We start from the raw sequence: 19,588 nt of genomic DNA on the forward strand, positions 1-19,588 counted from the left end.
TCGTGTTCGCATGACTTTCCAGGGAAGCGGCCCGCTGAACACCGGCGGAGTCTCCGCGGGCGGCGGCGGAGGCGGTGGCGGCCGGATCGCGATGGGCGGCGGACTCGGTCTCGTCGTCACGATCGTCGCGCTGCTGTTCGGCGTCAATCCCGGCGACATCATGGGCGGCGCGGACACGTCGTCGGGTCAGCAGGCGACCGGCGACCAGGCGGCCCTGCAGCAGCACATCGACGAGTGCACCGTCGAACTGGCCAACTCCGACGACGTGTGTCGGCTGGTGGCCACCAAGAACAGCCTGAACCAGGTGTGGCCGAAGCTGATGAACGGCTACACCGACGCCGACATGACCATCTTCTCCGGGGGCATCGACACCGGATGCGGTGCCGCGTCGTCGGCGATGGGCCCGTTCTACTGCCCCGCCGACCAGACCGCGTACTTCGATCCGAGCTTCTTCTCCGAGCTCAAACGCATGGGCGGATCGGACGGTCCGCTCGCTCAGATGTACGTCGTCGCCCACGAGTACGGCCACCACGTCGAGAATCTCACCGGCGTCCTCGCGAAAGGACAGCGGATGGGCAACGACGGTTCGGTCCGCATCGAGCTGCAGGCCGACTGCCTCGCGGGCGTGTGGGCCAACCACGCCGACGACGGCCCCGACGCCATGCTGGCTCCGCTGACCGACGACCAGATCGCGACCGTCATCCAGTCCGCGAAGGCCATCGGCGACGACACCATCCAGGGTGCCAACTCCAACCCCGAGGGCTGGACCCACGGCAGCGCGAAACAGCGCGTCCGCTGGTTCACCACCGGCTACGAGTCGGGCGACCCGAAGCGCTGCGACACGTTCGCGACCGACGACCTGTAAGCTCGTTCATCTCCGCCAGTCGACGCGCCGCATCCGCGGCACCCGCAGACGCCCGCGGCCGTCGGGAATGCCGCGCATGTCGGCGGAGCCCGCGAATGCCGGTGGTGCGACGACCCTGTGGACAACGCGGGTGCGCTTTTCGGGATTCGCGCGTGTACTTCAGGCCATGACATGGCCAGTAGATCGATACGGAATCATCCACCGTGACGTCGCTCTCGCGTCCGGTATCAGCGAACGCACGATCTCCGGCGCGCTGCGTCGTCACGAGATCCACGGCGTCGGACGCGGGAGGTACATCCCGACGCGGCCGCTGGCCGGTCGAGACGACGCCGCGGACCTCGTCTACATCGCGACGTGCATCGCGGCCGCGACGGGCGTCGGAAAGCCGGTGCTGAGCCACGACTCCGCGGCGGCCGTACACGGGTTGCCGACCCTCTTCCCCGACCGGACGCACGTCCACGTCACCAACGGACGCGACGGCGGCGGCACCAGGCGCGGGGCCGCATCGTGCACGCGGGACTGTTCGGCCCGGACGACGTGGTGGAGGTCGACGGGGTCGTCGTCACCAGCCTCGAACGCACCTGCGTCGACCTCGCGACCGCCCGTGACGATCTGCCCGAGGCGCTGACGGTGTTCGACGCCGCACTGCGCGCCGGTGCGAGCACCGAGGGGATGGAGAGGCACCTGCGCAGGAGCAAGCGCGGGGTCGCGATGGCTCGTCGCGCGTACTCGTTCGCCGATCCCCGAGCCGAATCGCCCGGCGAGTCGTGGAGCCGCGCGCAGATGATCGACGCCGCGCTGCCACTTCCCGACCTTCAGGTCGAGCACCTGCTCGGCTCGGGTCGTCTGGCGCGATGCGATTTCGGTGTCGACGGGGTCTTCGTCGGCGAGTTCGACGGCCTCGTCAAGTACCGTCGCGAGATGCGTCGGGGCGAACCGCCCGAGCAGGTGGTGATCCGGGAGAAGCTTCGCGAGGACGGCCTGCGCGCGCTCGGCCTCGACGTCGGACGGTGGATCTGGGACGACCTGCGCGCCGGCCGACTGGTCGCCAGACTCGAAGAGCGCTACGACAGGATCGGAATCCGATACGGCTGACCGCCGCGTCGGCGCATCCGCGGCCGCCACCGGCATCCGCGGCCTCCCCGACTGCCGCGGAAGCAGCCGGGAGCCGCGGATGTCAGGAGTCGAGTCGGCGCTGGACCTCGGCGAGGACGTCGTCGAGCGCCACCGACTCCTGGGAGCCGTCGCCGAGGTCCTTGAGTTCGACGATCCGCTCGCCGAGCTCGCGTTCGCCGAGGACCAGGGCCAGGCGCGCGCCGGAGCGGTCGGCGGCCTTCATGGCGCCCTTGAGGGCGCGGTCGCCGTAGGCCAGGTCGACGGTGACACCCGCGTCGCGGAGACGACCGGCGATCGCGACCATCTCGGCCTTCGCGTCGTCGCCCAGCGGGACGCCGAACACCTGGACCCGTCCGGCGCCGGCCACCGAGACGCCCTCGGCCTGCAGCGCCAGAATCGTGCGGTCGACGCCGATGCCGAACCCGATTCCGGAGAGCTCCTGTTTCCCGCCGATCTGCTTCATCAGACCGTCGTAGCGGCCACCGCCGCCGATGCCCGACTGCGCGCCGAGCCCGTCGTGCACGAACTCGAAGGTCGTCTTGGTGTAGTAGTCCAGGCCGCGGACCAGACGCGGGTTGATCACGTACTCGACGCCGAGCCGGTCGAGGTGGCCGGTGACCTTCGCGAAGTGGTCGCGGGCCGACTCGCTGAGGTGATCGAGCATGAGCGGGGCGTCGGCGGTCATCGCCTTGATCTCGGGGCGCTTGTCGTCGAGCACACGCAGCGGATTGATGCGGGCGCGCTCGCGCGTGGCCTCGTCCAGGTCGAGCCCGAGCAGGAACTCCTGCAGCGCCTCCCGGTACTGCGGACGGCACGTGTCGTCGCCGAGCGAGGTCAGGTCGAGGCGGTAGCCGGTGAGTCCCAGCCGCTTGTAGCCCTCGTCGGCGATCGCGATCACCTCCGCGTCCAGCGCCGGATCGTCGACGCCGATCGCCTCGACGCCCACCTGCTGCAGCTGGCGGTAGCGACCCGCCTGGGGCCGCTCGTAGCGGAAGAACGGACCCGAGTAGCAGAGCTTCACCGGGAGCTGACCGCGGTCCAGACCGTGCTGGATCACCGCACGCATCACCCCGGCCGTCCCCTCCGGACGCAGCGTCACCGTGCGGCCGCCGCGGTCGGCGAAGGTGTACATCTCCTTGCTGACGACGTCGGTCGACTCGCCGACACCGCGCGCGAACAGCGCGGTCTCCTCGAAGATCGGCAGCTCGATGTGTCCGTAACCCGCCCGGTAGGCGGCGTCGGTCAGCGCGGACCGGACGGCGACGAAGTCCGCCGAGGCCGGCGGGAAATAGTCCGGAATGCCTTTCGGCGCGGAGAACTCGCTCACAGTCCGAAACGTCCCTTCTTCTTCACATCGGGCAGATCGACGAGGAACGGGTTCCCGGTGCGCTCGGCGCCGATCGTCGTCTGCGGTCCATGGCCGGGCAGGATCACCTGGTCGTCGTCGCGCGGCATCAGTCTGGCCGCGATGGAGTCGAGCAGCTGCTGGTGACTGCCGCCGGGCAGATCGGTGCGGCCGATCGAACCGTTGAACAGCACGTCGCCGGAGAAGCAGACCGAAACCGCTCTCCCGGTCTCCGGATCGACGGGCAGATCGGGGGTCAACAGGACGCTGCCGCGCGAATGCCCGGGTGCGTGGTCGACGGCCCACCGCACACCGGCCACCTCCACGTCCTCCCCGTCGACGAATTCGACCACTTTCTCCGGCTCGCGGAACTCCAGACCGGCGATCATCGACGAGAGGGCCGAACCGATGCCCATCCCCGGATCGGTCAGCATCGGACGATCGTCGGCGTGGATGTAGGCCGGGATCGAGTACTCGTCGGCCAACTCCTGCGCGTTCCAGGTGTGGTCGAGGTGACCGTGCGTCAGAAAGATCGCGACCGGGGTCAGCGAGTACTCGGCGAGCGCGGCGCGGACCTGCGGCGCCGCGTCCTGCCCCGGATCGATGACGACCGCTTCCGAACCGGGCCCGTCGGCCACGAGGTAGCAGTTGGTCTGGAAAGCCCCCGCGGCGAATCCCGCTATCAACACTGCGCTGAAGTCCCTTCGATCGTCGGCACATTCGGTGTGCGTCGGACTCCATTGTCTCATCGACCTCTCACGGCTCTGCGATAGCATGGGTCGCGCCGTGCGGACGAGACCGCCGACGGCACCCGCGTACAGGAGGTTCCACCAGCGTGTCGACCAACGAAGAGCGTCGCGAGGCCGCCCGCCGCAAGCTCGAAGAACGGCTGGAGCGCGAGAAGCAGGCCGCGAAGAAGCGGCGCCTCTCGATGATCGCCGCCGCAGGCGTCGTCGTCGTCGCCATCGCCGCGGTGGGCGGTTACTTCTGGTGGCGGTCGTGGGACAACGGTCGTCACGCCCAGTGCACGTACGCGGACGCCCCGTCCGACTTCAAAGCGCAGATCGATCGACTCACCCAGGCGTTGCCGCAGGCGCCCGCCGATCAGAAGGCAGAGGTCGAATCGCTCATCAAGCAGCTCAAGGACGGTTCGCAGAAGGAGCGCAAGTCGGCTAAGCCCGACGACCGCCCCCGCAACTCCGGGACCGCGGATGTGACGTTCACGACCGACAAGGGCGACATCTCGATCGCCGTCGATCGCAGCACCGCCGCGTGCAATGCGAACGCGTTCCTCACCCTGGCCTCCGCAGGCTATTACGACGACACCGGCTGCTCGCAGCTGTGGAACACCGAGAACATCCGCGGTCTGCAGTGCGGCGATCCGACCCTCACCGGTATCGGGGCGCCCGGTTGGAGTTCGCCGGACGAGCCGCCGCACGGTCTGCGCACCGTCCCGATCGATCCGCAGACGGCCCAGATGGGCTCCCCCGACGCCGTCATCTATCCGCGCGGCACAGTGGCGATCGTCAACACCAACGCCGAGGACGGTTCCCGCACGAACACCGGCAGCGGCAACTTCATCATCTTCACCAAGGATTCGAAGCTGACTCCGACTCTCGCCGTCGTCGGCAAGGTCGACCGGGACGGTATGAAGATCGTCGACCAGATCGCCGCGGGCGGCATCGCTCCGGGACCGGGATCCACGGCGACCAACGGCCTGCCGAAGACTCAGCTGAACATCACGAAGGCGTCGGTCAGCGACGACGACTGAGCCCGCACCCGTGTGCCGGGGCGCGGCTCAGCTCGCCGAGGTCACCCGGTACACGTCGTAGACGCCTTCGACGTTGCGGACCACGTTCAGCACGTGGCCGAGATGTTTGGGATCGCCCATCTCGAAGGTGAATCGGCTGATAGCGACGCGGTCGCGGCTCGTCGTCAGCGACGCCGACAGGATGTTGACGCGTTCGTCGGCGAGCACTCTCGTCACATCCGAGAGCAGCCGATGCCGGTCGAGCGCCTCCACCTGGATGGCGACGAGGAACACCGCGTTCGTGGTGGCCGCCCAGCTCACCGGCACCAGTCGTTCGGGCTGGGTGCGGAGTTCTTCGGCGTTCGTGCAGTCCGAGCGGTGCACGCTCACGCCTCCGCCGCGCGTCACGAAGCCGAGGATCTCGTCGCCCGGCACCGGGGTGCAGCATTTGGCGAGTTTGACCAGCACGTTGTCGATGCCCTCGACGACGACGCCGCTGTCACCGCTTCCGGTGCGTGATGCGGGCGGGGTCGACGGCGTCGCCCGATTGGCGATCTCCTCCTCGGCGGCCTCCACCCCGCCGAGCATCGCCACCAGACGATGGACCATCCGCCCGGCGGGTACGTGTCCCTCGCCGACCGCCGTGTACAGGGCGTCCACGTCGTTGAACCCGAACTCTTTGGCCACGGCCGTCACGGACTCGCCCGAGAGCAGTCGGTGCAGCGGCAGACCGCCGCGGCGGACCTCCTTGACGATCGCCTCCTTGCCCGCCTCGAGCGCCTCCTCGCGACGCTCCTTGGCGAACCACTGACGGATCTTGGCCTTGGCGCGCGGCGAGACGACGAAGTTCTGCCAGTCCTTGCTCGGCCCGGCGCTCTCGGCCTTGGAGGTGAAGACCTCCACCACCTCGCCGTTCTCCAGCGGCCGTTCCAGGGCGACGAGCCGACCGTTGACGCGCGCGCCGATGCATCGGTGCCCCACCTCGGTGTGCACCGCGTACGCGAAGTCGACCGGAGTCGAGCCCGCGGGCAGCGTCACCACGTCGCCCTTGGGGGTGAAGACGAAGATCTCCTTGACCGCGAGGTCGTAGCGGAGCGACTCGAGGAACTCCCCCGGGTCCGCGGCTTCACGCTGCCAGTCGAGCAACTGCCGCATCCACGCCATGTCGTCCACTTCGGCGACGTCGGTGGCCTTGCGCCCCTTGCCTTTGCGTCCCTCTTTGTACCGCCAGTGCGCCGCGATGCCGAACTCGGCGGTGCGGTGCATCTCGTGGGTGCGGATCTGGATCTCGAGGGGTTTGCCCTCCGGTCCGATCACGGTGGTGTGCAGCGACTGGTACACGCCGAAGCTGGGCTGGGCGATGTAGTCCTTGAACCGGCCGGCCATCGGCTGCCACAGCGAGTGCACCACGCCGATCGCGGCATAGCAGTCGCGCACCTCGTCGCACAGGATGCGCATGCCCACGAGGTCGTGGATGTCGTCGAAGTCCTTGCCGCGCACGATCATCTTCTGATAGATCGACCAGTAGTGCTTGGGCCGTCCCTCGACGGTGGCCTGGATGTGGGCGCCGCCGAGGGCGTTGTTCAGGTCGCTGCGGACGCGTTCGAGATACGTGTCCCGGCTGGGCGCGCGATCGGCGACCAGACGCACGATCTCCTCGTACTTCTTCGGGTGCAGGATCGCGAACGCGAGGTCCTCCAGCTCCCACTTGACCGTTGCCATGCCGAGCCGGTGCGCCAGCGGAGCGATCACCTCGAGGGTCTCGCGTGCCTTGCGCGCCTGCTTCTCCGGCGGCAGGAAACGCATGGTCCGCATGTTGTGCAGCCGGTCGGCGACCTTGATCACGAGCACCCGGGGATCGCGGGCCATCGCGATGATCATCTTGCGGATGGTCTCGCCCTCGGCGGCGCTGCCGAGCGCCACCTTGTCGAGTTTGGTGACGCCGTCCACGAGGTGCGCCACCTCGGGACCGAAGTCGGACTCGAGCTGATCGAGCGAGTAGCCGGTGTCCTCGACCGTGTCGTGCAGCAGCGCGGCGACGAGGGTCGTGGTGTCCATTCCGAGGTCGGCGAGGATGGTCGCGACCGCGAGCGGATGCGTGATGTACGGGTCTCCGGACTTGCGCATCTGACCGGTGTGGTGGGCGTCGGCCACGTCGTAAGCCTGTTGGAGGACGGCGACGTCGGCTTTCGGGTAGACGTCTCGATGCAGGGCGACCAGCGGTTCGAGGACTTGCGCGACACCGCCGCGCGGCGCGGACGTCATGCGGCGCGCCAGACGCGCGCGCACCCGCCGGGAACTCAGAGGTGCAGCGGTCTCGTCACTGCGGCGCGCGGCATCGGGTTCGCTCATGGTGCGAGTCTAAGCCCCGATCGAGGAGTGACCCACATCACCCGTCACAGAGGTTGTGCACGCGCAGCGAACCGCCGCCCGCCGCCTCGACCCGCGTGCGTCCCGGAAAGCCCTCCAGTTCCATCACCACGGCCACATCGCGCACCGACGCACCCATTCGCATCAGGAGTTCCACACTGGCGCACAGGGTTCCACCCGTCGCGAGGACGTCGTCGACGACGGCGACACGGCGACCGGCGAACTCGATGCCCGATGCGGGCACCTCCAGCCGCGCCGAGCCGTACTCGAGGTCGTAATCGACGCCGACGACCGGCGGCGGCAGCTTTCCGCCCTTGCGGACGGCGACGACGCCGATGCCCAGCCGGTGCGCGATCGCGCCGCCGAGCAGGAAGCCGCGGGCGTCGATGCCGGCGATCAGATCCGCGCCCGCACAGACGTCGGCGAGCGCCTCGGTGACCGCGGCGAGCCCGTCGGCGGCGGCGAGGACCGGCGTCAGATCTTTGAACGCGACGCCCGGTTCCGGGAAGTCCGGCACCAGCCGGGCGTGTCGCTCGATCGCCGTCCGGGCACGCGCCAGGCGCACGGCCGTCTCCTCGGCCACTCCGACCGTCATCCGGTCACTCCCCATCGATCCATGTTCCATCCCGTTCCCGAGCGCCCGAGTCCGGGCACCATCCGTTGCACCGCGTCGGTGGCCTCTCGGCCTCGCACGGTGCCGTACAGCGGGATCGTCGGCAGCCGATCCCAGGTCTGCGTGTCGATCGTCCGCAACAGCGGCAGTCGAGCGCTGTCGCTCGCCGTCGCGGACAGGTCGGTCACCGCGGCGCCCACCGACTCGCTCCGGAAACCGGAGAGGTTCAGCGGATCGCCCGGATAGAACGCGTAGATCGCGGGCACCCCGCTGGCCGTGCCCGACGCGGCGAACGTGTCACCGGACATCAGGACCGCGTCCGCGGTCTTGCCGAGCTGGGACACCGAGAAGTCGGGCGTCGCGACGTCGCGCACGGTGATCCCTGCGCCGACACACGCGTCGGCGATCGTCGTGACCACCGCCGCCGCAGTCGGCGACCCCTTCGGATACCCGATGCGGATCACCGGCTTGGACCGCCGCCCGTTCTCGTCGGTCGGACGCTGTTCCAGGATGCCGCGGGCCCGCGCCGGGTTCGATCGCGGGTACCGCCTGCTGAACTGCGCGTTGAGCGACGGCCCGAGCGCATCCGCCGGGGCGGCGCTGCGCAGACTCCACACGATGCCGTTGGCGCCGTGCTCGCGGGCCAACCGATCCCGCGGCATGCACGTGGCCAGCGCCTGGCGCACTCGGAGATCGGCGGCCACGCCGCTCCGCGCGAACACCAGGCTCGTCACCGCCAGCGGCGCCGTGTCGCGCTGGGCGCTGCGATCGGTGTCGGTGGGCGCGGCATCCTCGCCCGCGACCTTGTCGGCGGTCGCGACGTCCGCGGTGTCGGCGACGTCGACGACACCGTCGTCGACGGCTTTCGCCCCGTCGGTGCCGGACGGCCAGACCGTCACGTCGCCCAGGACCGGATCGCGCCCCCACCACTTGTCGTTCGCGACCAGTCGCAGGCCCTTGTCCGCGCTGTAGGACTCCACCCGATACGGACCCGAGGCGACGAAGGTCTCCGGATCCACGTCGTCGCCGGGTGCGAGTTTGAAGCCGGTGTTCCACGCGTCGGCGATCTTCGCGATCGCCGCGCGGTTGCCCGTGGTGAGCGCGGAGGCCACCTCGGCGACCCCGGCGAGGCGTCCGACGACGTGGGCGGGCAGCAGGGTGCCGGCGCCGAACAGTCCCTGCCAGTCCAGGTACTGGCTGTTCTTGTCGAATGTGACGGTGGCCGTCTTGGCGCCCGGGGTGCAGTCGACGCGATCGATGTCGCGGTAGCCCGCGTTGGTGGCGGCGTCGAAGCCGCGGACCCGGCCGCCCATCGCGGCGGCGGCCAACACGATGTCGTCGCACACCATGGGCTTGCCGTCGGAGTAGACGGCCTTCGGGTCGAAGTCGTACCGGACGGTGGTCGGCGACGATTCGACGAGAGTCGCGGTGCCCACATCGCGGTCGGCGACGATCTGACCGTCGGGTCCGATGAACGAGAATCCGGGAAGCACACGGGTCAGCGCCATGAGCGAGCCGTCGGCGTACCCGTCACTCGTGTTCGCGTTGTAGTCGGAGACTCGGGCGTCGATCAGGTAGTCGATGCTCGAGGACTCCTGCTCGCCGCACGCGACGAGGCCTGCGCCCGCGGCCGCGAGGGCAGCGGTGAGTGCTGCGATCCGTCGCAGCCGCGGGCCGATCACGCCTGTGCCGCCATCTTCTCGCGGCGAGCCAGCACCTTCTTGGTGTGCCTCTGAACGTCCTTACGACGCTCCTTCATCGACACCAGCAGCGGCGATGCGAGGAACACCGACGAGTAGGTGCCGACGACGACGCCGACCAACTGGATCAGCGCGAGGTCCTTGAGCGTGCCGACGCCGAGCATCCAGACCGCGACGACCATCAACGCGATGATCGGCAGCACCGAGATGATCGTCGTGTTGATCGATCGCATCAGGGTCTGGTTGACGGCGAGGTTCGTCTGTTCGGCGAAGGTTCGACGGGATGTGGCGAACACCGATCGAGTGTTCTCCTCGACCTTGTCGAACACGACCACGGTGTCGTACACCGAGAAGCCGAGGATGGTGAGCAGACCGATGACCGTCGCGGGCGTCACCTCCCACCCGACGAGCGAGTACACGCCCGCGGTCGCGACCACGTCGAACAGCAGGGACACGAGTGCACCCGCGGACATCTCCCGGTCGAAACGGATCGCGATGTAGACGAACACCACCACGAGGAACACGATCAGCGCGATCACCATCTTGCGGGTGATCTCGGCGCCCCAGGTGGAGCTGACGTCCGAACTGCTCACATCCGACAGCGTGATGTCGGGTTTGAACGTGTCGGCGAGAGCATGCGAGAGCTTGTTGGCGTCCTGATCGGACAGCGACTCGGTGCGCAGCTGAATCGTGGCGGCGTCACCGGCGCCCGCGGTCTGCACGGCCTCCGGCGCGTACCCGAGGGTCGTGCTGAACACGTCGCTCACCGCATCGGTCGTGACCGACGACGACGCGGGCAGCGACACCTGGGTGCCGCCCTCGAAGTCGATGCCCGGCGTGAAGCCGCGGAAGATCATCGACAGCACGCAGATCAACATGATCACGGCCGAGACGATGTACCAGGTCTTGCGTTTTCCGACGATGTCGAACGCACCGGTGCCGGTGTACAGGCGGGACAGGAACGACTGGTTCTTCGCCGCGACGTAGTCGTCGTCGGCCCAGACCGTGGTGGGCTTCTCCTCGCTCACAGCGCGTCCTCTCCTGCGTTCGCCTTCTGCTTGGCGGCGGCACGTCGTTTACGGGCCACTTCCGACACCGCACCGAGACCGTTGATGCTCGGGCGGGACAGGAACTGCGTCCTGCTCGCCAGCACGACCATCGGATGCGTCACCAGGAACACGATGACGACGTCGATGATCGTGGTCAGGCCCAGCGTGAACGCGAAGCCCTTGACCTGACCGACGGCGAGGAAGTAGATGATCGCCGCGGCGATGAAGCTGACCGCGTTGCCGGTCCACACCGTGCGACGAGCGCTGGCCCAACCGCGCGAGACCGCCGAGCGGAACGATCTGCCCTCGCGCATCTCGTCCTTGATCCGCTCGAAGTAGACGACGAACGAGTCGGCGGTCATGCCGATGCCGATGATCAGACCGGCGATGCCCGAGAGGTCGAGGGTGAAGCCGATCCATCGGCCGAGCAGCACGATGAGGCCGTAGACCATCGCCGACGCCAGGATCAGCGACAGGAAGGTCAGGAAGCCCAGCATCCGGTAGTACAGCAGCGCGTACAGCAGCACCGCGAGGAGACCGATGGCACCGGCGATCAGACCCGCCTTCAGGGACGAGAGTCCGAGAGTCGCCGAGACGGTCTGCGCGTCCGAGGTCTCGAACGAGAGCGGCAGCGAGCCGTACTGGAGCGCGTTCGCGAGTTCTTCGGCCTCGGCCTGGGTGAAGTCGCCGGACACCTCCGTGGTGCCGATGATCGCCGAGTTGATCGTCGCGGCGCTGACCACCCGCGAGTCGAGGACGGTCGCGGTCACCTTGCCGACGTTCTTGGACGTGTAGTCGACCCAGGTCTGCTTGCCGTCGCCCTTGTAGTCGATCTGCACGACCCACTGGCCGGTCTGGTTCTGCGCCGCCTTGGCCTTGTCGACGTCGGTGCCCTTGATGATCTGCGGTGCGAGCAGGTACACCTGCCCGTCCTTCTGACCGCAGGCGACGAGGTACTCGTCGGGCTTGTCGTAGCCGACGAGCGGGTCGACGGCGTTCGGATCACAGTTGACCTTGGCCATCTCCGCGCGCAGACGCGTGATCTGCGCGTCCTTCGGGTCGTTGGGATCGGCGGTGGCCGGCGCCTGCCGCGCGGCGCGCGCGGCGTCGATGGCGGCCGTCTGCTCCTCCGAGGTCATCTCCGACAGCTTGGGCGCGTTCGGATCGGTCTTCTGCTGGACCGCCGCCTGCGAGTCGATGACCGGCCGGATGTAGAGCCGTGCGGTCTGCGCCAACGAGCGCGCCTGCTTGCCGTCGTTGCCGGGCACCGTGATCACCAGGGTGCTGCCGTTGACCACGACCTCGGAGCCGCCGACGCCGAGCCCGTCGACGCGCTGCTCGATGATCTGGCGAGCCAGATCGAGCTGCGACCGGTCGGGGGCCTTACCGTCCTCCGTGCGGGCCGTCAGGACCACGCGGGTACCGCCCTGCAGGTCGATGCCCAGCTTGGGTTCGGCCTTGTGATCGCCGGTCGCGAACACCAGCACGAAGATCAGGGCGAGGACGCCGATGAAGCCCAGGAGCGGCGCCCACGGCGACGTCTCCCGCTGCGCGTTGCGCCTCGCAGTGAGTGGATTGTTGCTCGTCACGTGCAGTGAGCCTACTTCTCTTCGGGCTTGTCGTCGTCCGACTCGTCCTTCGAGGGCTCCGGATCGGCGGCCTTGCGCAGATCCGGACCGTCACTCGCACCGTCCAGTCCTTCGAGGCTGTCGGGCACCTGGAAGTCGGTGTCGTCGAGGTTCTCGGGCTCGTCGGAGGCGATCGGGGCCGCCTCACGGATCGCGAGGCGGTTCCACTCGGTCACGACGCCGGGCGCGATCTCGATGTGCACCACATCGGAGTCGGAGGTGTCGGCCACGATGCCGAACAGACCGCAGTGCAGTTGAACACGTGTGCCCTCCACGATGGAGGACTGCATGTCGGCCGTCGCCGCGGCCCGCTTCTTCTGGTTGCGGATGTTCACGAACATGAACACCGCCATCGCCGCCAGCATCAGCGGGATGATCAATGAGGATGACATGGCCTCCAGTGTGCCAGGCCGAGTCGCGCACGCATGCAGCGCACACGCCGGGAGGCGGGCCGATCAGTCGAACGGCGTCTCTTCGCGGGCCCGCACACCGTGAACCTGGTCGATGGCGTCGGGCGGCGCCTGCAGGCCGAGGTGATTCCATGCCGCTCCCGTCGCGATCCGACCGCGCGGGGTGCGCGCGATCATGCCCGCGCGCACCAGGAACGGTTCGCACACCTCCTCGACGGTGGCCGGTTCCTCGCCGACGGCCACGGCGAGGGTCGACACGCCGACCGGTCCCCCGCCGAATCCGCGGACGAGGGCGCCGAGGACGGCACGGTCGAGCCGGTCGAGTCCGAGCTCGTCGACGTCGTAGACGGCCAGTGCCGCACGTGCGGCGGCCACGTCGACGCGGCCGTCGCCGCGGACCTCGGCGTAGTCGCGGACGCGCCGCAGGAGTCGGTTGGCGATACGCGGGGTCCCGCGTGAGCGTCCGGCGACCTCGGCGGCCGCATCGGCGTCGATGTCGATGTCGAGGATCTGCGCGGACCGCACCAGCACGCGGACCAGTTCGGCGGCCTCGTAGAACTCCATGTGCGCGGTGAAGCCGAATCGGTCGCGGAGAGGTCCGGTCAGCGCGCCCGACCGCGTCGTCGCGCCGACCAGGGTGAACGGTGCGATCTCCAGCGGGATCGACGTGGCGCCGGGCCCCTTGCCGACGACGACGTCGACGCGGAAGTCCTCCATCGCCATGTAGAGCATCTCCTCGGCGGGCCGGGCGATGCGGTGGATCTCGTCGATGAACAGGACGTCGCCCTCGACGAGATTCGACAGCATGGCCGCGAGGTCGCCCGCCCGCTCGATCGCCGGGCCGGACGTGATGCGGATGGCCGATCCCATCTCGCTGGCGATGATCATCGCCAGCGACGTCTTGCCGAGTCCGGGCGGACCCGACAGCAGGATGTGGTCGGGAGTCCGTCCGCGCCCTCGCGCGGCGTGCAGGACGAGTTCGAGCTGTTCCCGGACCTTCGGCTGCCCGACGAACTCGGCGAGGCTGCTCGGTCGTAGGCTCGCGTCGAGATCACGGTCGGCGGGGATGGCGTCGGCCGTGAGAAATCCGTCGTCGGCGTCGAAACCGTCGGTCATCGACGCGGTCCGAGTCCGGCGAGCGCGGTCCGCAGCAGCGTCGCGGAGTCGGCGTCGGGTTGTCCGGCCAGAACGGCGGCGACCGCCTGCTGCGCGGCGTTCTCGGTGAAGCCGAGACCGATGAGCGCCTCGACCACCTGGGCTCCGACGCCCGTCTCCGGGGCACCGGGCACACCCGCTCCGACCGGGGCGGCGGCCACCTTGTCGCGCAGTTCCACGACCAGACGCTCGGCCACCCGCTTGCCGATGCCGGGCACCGCGGTCAGCGCCTTGGCGTCCGATTCGGCGAGCGCGCGACGCAGACTGTCCGGTTCGAGGACGGCCAGGGTGGCCATCGCGAGCCGGGGTCCGACGCCGGTGACGGTCTGCAGCAGACCGAACAGCTCACGCGCCTCCGGATCGGTGAATCCGTACAGGGTCATCGAGTCCTCGCGCACGATCATCGACGTGAGCAGGCGCGCATGCTCCCCGCGGGTGAGTCTGCCGATGGTCGGCGGCGTCGCCAGCACCCGGTAGCCGACGCCAGCGCATTCGACGACGACGTGGTCGAGGGCGATCTCGACGACCTCTCCCGAGACAGACCTGATCATCGTGCTGCAGCCTCCTCCTGTGCCGCCTTCAGGCGCGCACGGTGCCGATCCTGAGCCGCCTTGGCCTTCGCGGCGGCCTCCTCCATCCGGTCGTTCAGGGGACCGCGCCAGCAGTGGCAGACCGCCAGCGCGAGGGCGTCCGCGGCGTCGGCGGGCTTAGGCGCGGTCTGCATCCCGAGGATCCGGGTGATCATCATCGTCACCTGGGCCTTGTCGGCGCGACCGGAACCGGTGACCGCGGCCTTGACCTCCGACGGCGTGTGGAAGCGGACCGGGATGTCGCGCTGCGCGGCGGCCAGGGCGACGACGCCCGCCGCCTGCGCGGTGCCCATCGCGGTGCTCACCTGACGCTGCGCGAAGACGCGCTCGACGGCCACCACGTCCGGTCGATGCGTGTCGAGCCAGTGCTCGACGGCCGTGTGGATCTTCAGCAGCCGCTCGGCCAGATCCATGGCGGCCGGGGTGCGCACGACGTCGACGTCGAGCGCGGTGACCTTACGACCCGAGCCGGACTCCACCAGTGCGACACCGCACCTCGTCAGCCCCGGATCGACGCCCATCACGCGCACCTTCGCGACCCACCTCTCCCGATTACGAACAGTTGTTCGAGATTGTATCGCATGGTCGCCCCGCATCGCGCCGCCGACACGGCCGTGCCGACGGCGAAGGCCCGGCGTCCGCCGATCGCGGTGCCGGGCCTTCGTCTAAGGAGGTCAGTCCTCGTCGAGCTGTGCGAGCACCTCGTCGCTGATGTCGACGTTGCTGTAGACGTTCTGCACGTCGTCGGAGTCCTCGAGGGCGTCGATGAGCTTCATCATCTTGCGAGCGCCGTCGACGTCCACCGCGACCTCGACCGACGCGCGGAAGTCCGGTTCGGCAGAGTCGTAGTCGATGCCCGCCTCCTGCAGCGCGGTGCGCACGGCCACGAGGTCGCCCGGTTCGCTGACCACCTCGAAGGTCTCGCCGAGGTCGGTGACCTCTTCGGCGCCGGCGTCGAGAACCGCCATCAGGACGTCGTCCTCGGTCTGGTCGCCCTTCTCGAGCGTCACGACGCCCTTACGGGTGAACAGGTACGAGACCGAACCCGGGTCGGCCATGTTGCCGCCGTTGCGGCTCATCGCGGTGCGGACCTCGGTGGCCGCACGGTTGCGGTTGTCGGTGAGGCACTCGATCAGGATCGCCACGCCGTTCGGGCCGTAGCCCTCGTAGGTGATGTTCTGCCAGTCGGCGCCGCCGCCCTCTTCACCGCCGCCGCGCTTGCGGGCGCGCTCGATGTTGTCGTTCGGGACCGACGACTTCTTCGCCTTCTGGATCGCGTCGTAGAGCGTCGGGTTGCCCGCAGGATCACCACCACCCGTACGGGCGGCCACCTCGATGTTCTTGATCAGCTTGGCGAACATCTTGCCGCGCTTGGCGTCGATGGCCGCCTTCTTGTGCTTGGTGGTGGCCCATTTGGAGTGGCCGCTCATGGTGGTGATCCCTTCCGTGTACGCAGTCCCGGCGCTGTCCGCACCGGAAGTGACTGTGAAATCTTACGCCGCCCGAACCATGTCGACGAAGTACCCGTGCACTCGATGGTCGCCGGTGACCTCCGGATGGAACGAGGTGGCCAGCACGTTCGCCTGTCGGACGGCGACGACGCGCCCGGCCGCCGGGCCCTGCGGGACGGTGGCCAGAACGTCGACGTTCTCGCCGACCGACTCGACCCACGGCGCGCGGATGAACACCGCGCGCATCGGAGCGGCGTCCGCGACATCGGTGATGCCGCGGAACTCCAGATCGGTCTCGAACGACTCGACTTGCCGTCCGAATGCGTTGCGCCGCACCGTGATGTCGAGGGCGTCGAGGTGTCGCGCATCGGCGCGCGTGTCGAGGATCGCCGAGGCGAGCATGATCATCCCGGCGCAGGAGCCGTAGGCGGGCAGGCCGTCGCGCAGCCGCGCCCGCAGCGGGTCGAACAGATCGAACACGCCGAGCAGGCGACTCATGGCCGTCGACTCCCCGCCGGGGATCACGATCCCGTCGACGCGGTCGAGTTCGCTCACGCGTCGCACCGGCAGGACGTCCGCCCCGGCCGCCCGCAGACCCGCCGTGTGCTCGCGCACATCGCCCTGCAGTGCCAGGACCCCGATGAGCGGCGTCACTCGCGCACCGCGATGAAGGTGGCCTTGCCCTCGGGCACGCCGGTGCGCGTGAGGCCCTCCTGGGTCACCGCCGCGACCATGCGGCCGGCCCGATCGTAGATCCGGCCCTGGGTCAGCGAACGCGCGTGCGACGCCGACGGCGAGGTCTGGTCGTACAGCAGCCAGTCGTCGGCGCGGAACGGACGCAGGAACCACATGGCGTGATCGAGCGAGGCGCTCTGCACCGTCGCATCGGGGTGCGCGACCTTCGACGAGCCGAGCAGCGTCATATCGCTCATGTACGCCAGCGTGCACACGTGCAGGAGCTGATCGTCGGGCAGCGGTTTGCGGTAGCGGAACCAGACGCGCTGCTGCGATGCGAACCACCCGTGGGTCACGAGTTGGTCGGGCGGGACGATGCGGACGTCGAAGTTGTCCCATTCGGCGCGCAGGAGCTTGGCCGTGCCCTCGAGTTCGCTGCCGTCGGGCAGGCTCTCCGGGTCGGGCGCCGGCGGCATCGTGTCCTGGTGCTCGATCCCCTCGTCGTCGGCGACGTGGAACGAGGCCGACATGGAGAAGATCGTCTCGCCGTTCTGCACCCCGTTGACGCGACGCGTGACGAAGGACCGTCCGTCCCGGATGCGGTCCACCAGGAACACCGTCGGCTGGTGGGGTTTGCCCGGACGCAGGAAGTAGCCGTGCAGCGAGTGCACACCGAACTCCGCTCCGACGGTGCGTGTCGCGGCGACCAGCGCCTGGCCCGCGACCTGGCCGCCGAAGGTGCGGCGGAGCGCGCTGGCGAAGGCGCTGCCGCGATAGATGTCGTCGTCGATGCGCTCGACGGCAAGAATGTCCTCGATGTCTGCCACAGCAGGCATTATCCCTCACCGGCGGGGCTCCGTCTCATCTGGGCTCACTGCGTGAACGCGGCTTCCTGGGTACGCTCGCGGCATGACTGGAGCCGACGCCGAGCACACCACAGCCACCGATCTGACCGACCTCCTCCGCGATGTCCTGGACGGGCGGTGGAGCGCCACGCGCGACGCGGTGCGCGCGCACATCGCCGCCGACGACGTCGTACCGCGCAGCGATCTGTCCATCCCCGAGTACCGAGCCCGGATGCTCGAGCAGATGACGGCGATGGTCCCGCTCGGCTTCCCGGCCGACGGGTTCGCCGCCTCGCACGGCGGCACCGGCGACGTGGGGGCCGCGGTGACCGCGATCGAGACCCTCGGGTACGGCGATCTGTCGCTCATGGTGAAGGCCGGCGTCCAGTGGGGACTCTTCGGCGGCGCGATCGAGAACCTCGGCACCGCGCGCCATCACGAGCGGTACGTCCGCGGCACCATCGATCTGGACGTTCTCGGCTGTTTCGCCATGACCGAGACCGGTCACGGTTCCAATGTCCAGGCGCTGGAGACCACGGCGACGTACCTGCCCGAGACCGGCGAGTTCGAGATCACCTCGCCGACCGCGAGCGCGCGCAAGGACTACATCGGCGGCGCGGCGCAGCACGCCCGGTATGCGGCGGTGTTCGCGCAGTTGATCACGGCGGGGCCGGGCGAGGAGCAGCAGGGGCGCGGCGTGCACTGCTTCGTCGTCCGGATCCGGGACGACGACGGGAACGACCTGCCCGGTGTCACCACCTCCGACTGCGGACGCAAGGGCGGCCTGCCGGGCGTCGACAACGGTCGGATCGTCTTCGATCACGTGCGGATCCCGCGCGACGACCTGCTGAACCGGTACGGGGACGTCGCCGCCGACGGGACGTACTCGAGCCCGATCGAATCGGTGAACCGACGCTTCTTCACGATGCTCGGCACGCTGATCCGCGGCCGGGTGACCGTCGGCGCGGCGGCGGGTGCCGCCGGACGTCTGGGACTGGCGACGGCCGTCAAGTACGCCCTGGTACGACGACAGTTCTCGGCGCCCGACAGCGACGACGAGTTGGTCCTGCTGGACTACCGGACGCATCAGCGTCGCCTCTTGCCGCTGGTCGCGCGGGCGTATGCGTTCGCCGTCGCCCAGAACGAGGTGGTCGCCGAACTCCACGAGTTGCAGTCCGGGGACCCGAGCGAGGCCGATCCGGACGCGGTTCGCAAGCTGGAGGTGAAGGCGGCCGCCATCAAGGCCGGGCACACCGCGCTCGCGTCCCAGGCCGTCTCGCAGGCGCGTGAGGCGTGCGGCGGCGCGGGCTATCTCGACGAGAACCGCTTGTCGTTGCTGCGCGGCGACATCGACGTGTTCACCACGTTCGAGGGCGACAATCTGATCCTGCGGCAGTTGGTGGCGAAGAACCTGCTGACCGCGTACGCCGCCGACATGTCCGATCTGGACGCGGTCGGCTGGATCCGGTTCGTGGCGTCGACGGTCCGGGACATCGCCTTGGAGAAGACGGCGGCGCGACAGGTGGTGCAGACGCTGTTGGACGATTCGGACGAGGATCCCGAGGACAGCGATCTCACGCATCCAGGCACGCAGCTGCGGTTGCTGCGCAATCGGGAGGATCATCTGCTCCGGACCGCGGCGGCCCGGATGCAGCGGGCCTCCGCCGACGACGCCGACGCGCAGGAGGTGTTCACCGAGACCCAGGACCACCTGATCAAGGTCGGCGACGCCCACATCGAGCGCATCGTGCTGGAGATCTTCGTCGACGTGATCGGCTCGGTCGAGGATCGGGCCGCTCGGACGGTGCTCAAGCGGGTGCGCGATCTGTTCGTCTATTCGCTGCTGGAAGAGGATCTCGGATGGTTCCTGATGCACCGGCACGTCTCGGTGGAGCGGGCCAAGGCCATCCGCCGCGGCGTCAATGATCTGTGCGGAACCCTGCGCCCGCACGCCGACGCCCTGGTCGACGCGTTCGGCGTCCCCGACGTCGCTCTCGACGTGCCGATGATCCGACACGGCTGACGC

Annotated in this window: 18 protein-coding genes; 4 read left to right on the plus strand and 14 right to left on the minus strand. The window is 69.0% G+C overall.

Annotation, left to right across the window (positions count from 1 at the left end; translation table 11 throughout):
- The first annotated feature begins 10 nt into the window (after positions 1-10).
- On the plus strand, positions 11-865 hold the full coding sequence (ypfJ, locus tag BKA16_RS15205; protein WP_183371484.1) for a KPN_02809 family neutral zinc metallopeptidase: 855 nt from the start codon (positions 11-13) through the stop codon (positions 863-865).
- Between the two features lie 507 nt (positions 866-1,372).
- Positions 1,373-1,960: a hypothetical protein gene (locus BKA16_RS24200; protein WP_343067445.1), complete on the plus strand. Its 588-nt coding sequence runs from the start codon at positions 1,373-1,375 to the stop codon at positions 1,958-1,960.
- Positions 1,961-2,042: 82 nt separating this feature from the next.
- On the opposite strand, the gene hisS is transcribed toward BKA16_RS24200, so the two are convergent.
- Both hisS and BKA16_RS15220 read right to left on the minus strand, forming a co-directional pair.
- A complete protein-coding gene (gene hisS, locus BKA16_RS15215; RefSeq protein WP_183371485.1) occupies positions 2,043-3,308 on the minus strand; it encodes a histidine--tRNA ligase in 1,266 nt (421 codons plus the stop codon).
- On the minus strand, positions 3,305-4,015 hold the full coding sequence (locus BKA16_RS15220; RefSeq protein ID WP_183371486.1) for an MBL fold metallo-hydrolase: 711 nt from the start codon (positions 4,013-4,015) through the stop codon (positions 3,305-3,307). The genes hisS and BKA16_RS15220 overlap by 4 nt, the downstream gene beginning before the upstream one ends.
- Positions 4,016-4,161: 146 nt before the next feature.
- Between BKA16_RS15220 and BKA16_RS15225 the strand changes: the two genes are divergently transcribed.
- Positions 4,162-5,097, plus strand: coding sequence for a peptidylprolyl isomerase (locus BKA16_RS15225; RefSeq protein WP_183371487.1), 936 nt, complete (start codon positions 4,162-4,164; stop codon positions 5,095-5,097).
- A 27-nt stretch (positions 5,098-5,124) separates the two neighbouring features.
- On the opposite strand, the gene BKA16_RS15230 is transcribed toward BKA16_RS15225, so the two are convergent.
- The 12 genes from BKA16_RS15230 to BKA16_RS15285 form a co-directional block, all read right to left on the minus strand.
- Positions 5,125-7,428, minus strand: a complete 2,304-nt coding sequence (locus BKA16_RS15230; RefSeq protein WP_183371488.1) for a RelA/SpoT family protein — start codon at positions 7,426-7,428, stop codon at positions 5,125-5,127.
- 37 nt (positions 7,429-7,465) lie between these two features.
- Positions 7,466-8,041: an adenine phosphoribosyltransferase gene (locus tag BKA16_RS15235; protein ID WP_183371489.1), complete on the minus strand. Its 576-nt coding sequence runs from the start codon at positions 8,039-8,041 to the stop codon at positions 7,466-7,468.
- On the minus strand, positions 8,038-9,741 hold the full coding sequence (locus BKA16_RS15240; RefSeq protein ID WP_183371490.1) for an ABC transporter substrate-binding protein: 1,704 nt from the start codon (positions 9,739-9,741) through the stop codon (positions 8,038-8,040). The genes BKA16_RS15235 and BKA16_RS15240 overlap by 4 nt, the downstream gene beginning before the upstream one ends.
- Positions 9,738-10,787: a protein translocase subunit SecF gene (gene secF, locus BKA16_RS15245; RefSeq protein ID WP_183371491.1), complete on the minus strand. Its 1,050-nt coding sequence runs from the start codon at positions 10,785-10,787 to the stop codon at positions 9,738-9,740. The genes BKA16_RS15240 and secF overlap by 4 nt, the downstream gene beginning before the upstream one ends.
- On the minus strand, positions 10,784-12,397 hold the full coding sequence (gene secD / locus BKA16_RS15250) for a protein translocase subunit SecD (protein WP_183371492.1): 1,614 nt from the start codon (positions 12,395-12,397) through the stop codon (positions 10,784-10,786). Before secD ends, secF begins: the two co-directional genes overlap by 4 nt.
- Before the next feature lie 11 nt (positions 12,398-12,408).
- Positions 12,409-12,828, minus strand: a complete 420-nt coding sequence (gene yajC / locus BKA16_RS15255) for a preprotein translocase subunit YajC (RefSeq protein WP_183371493.1) — start codon at positions 12,826-12,828, stop codon at positions 12,409-12,411.
- A gap of 63 nt (positions 12,829-12,891) precedes the next feature.
- A complete protein-coding gene (ruvB, locus tag BKA16_RS15260) occupies positions 12,892-13,962 on the minus strand; it encodes a Holliday junction branch migration DNA helicase RuvB (protein ID WP_183371494.1) in 1,071 nt (356 codons plus the stop codon).
- Positions 13,959-14,552, minus strand: a complete 594-nt coding sequence (gene ruvA, locus BKA16_RS15265; protein ID WP_183371495.1) for a Holliday junction branch migration protein RuvA — start codon at positions 14,550-14,552, stop codon at positions 13,959-13,961. The genes ruvB and ruvA overlap by 4 nt, the downstream gene beginning before the upstream one ends.
- Complete coding sequence (gene ruvC, locus BKA16_RS15270; RefSeq protein WP_183371496.1) at positions 14,549-15,121, minus strand: crossover junction endodeoxyribonuclease RuvC; 573 nt, start codon at positions 15,119-15,121, stop codon at positions 14,549-14,551. The genes ruvA and ruvC overlap by 4 nt, the downstream gene beginning before the upstream one ends.
- Positions 15,122-15,265: 144 nt before the next feature.
- Positions 15,266-16,021, minus strand: coding sequence for a YebC/PmpR family DNA-binding transcriptional regulator (locus BKA16_RS15275; protein ID WP_183371497.1), 756 nt, complete (start codon positions 16,019-16,021; stop codon positions 15,266-15,268).
- 63 nt (positions 16,022-16,084) lie between these two features.
- On the minus strand, positions 16,085-16,696 hold the full coding sequence (gene pdxT, locus BKA16_RS15280) for a pyridoxal 5'-phosphate synthase glutaminase subunit PdxT (RefSeq protein WP_183371498.1): 612 nt from the start codon (positions 16,694-16,696) through the stop codon (positions 16,085-16,087).
- Positions 16,693-17,544 carry an acyl-CoA thioesterase domain-containing protein gene (locus BKA16_RS15285; protein ID WP_183371499.1) on the minus strand — a complete coding sequence of 284 codons (852 nt, stop codon included), beginning with the start codon at positions 17,542-17,544 and terminating at the stop codon, positions 16,693-16,695. Before BKA16_RS15285 ends, pdxT begins: the two co-directional genes overlap by 4 nt.
- An 82-nt stretch (positions 17,545-17,626) precedes the next feature.
- Between BKA16_RS15285 and BKA16_RS15290 the strand changes: the two genes are divergently transcribed.
- Entirely contained in the window at positions 17,627-19,585 is a 1,959-nt protein-coding gene (locus BKA16_RS15290) for an acyl-CoA dehydrogenase family protein (protein ID WP_183371500.1), read from the plus strand.
- Positions 19,586-19,588 lie beyond the last annotated feature (3 nt).

Origin of the sequence: Gordonia humi (assembly GCF_014197435.1) — a bacterium.
Taxonomy (GTDB): domain Bacteria; phylum Actinomycetota; class Actinomycetes; order Mycobacteriales; family Mycobacteriaceae; genus Gordonia; species Gordonia humi.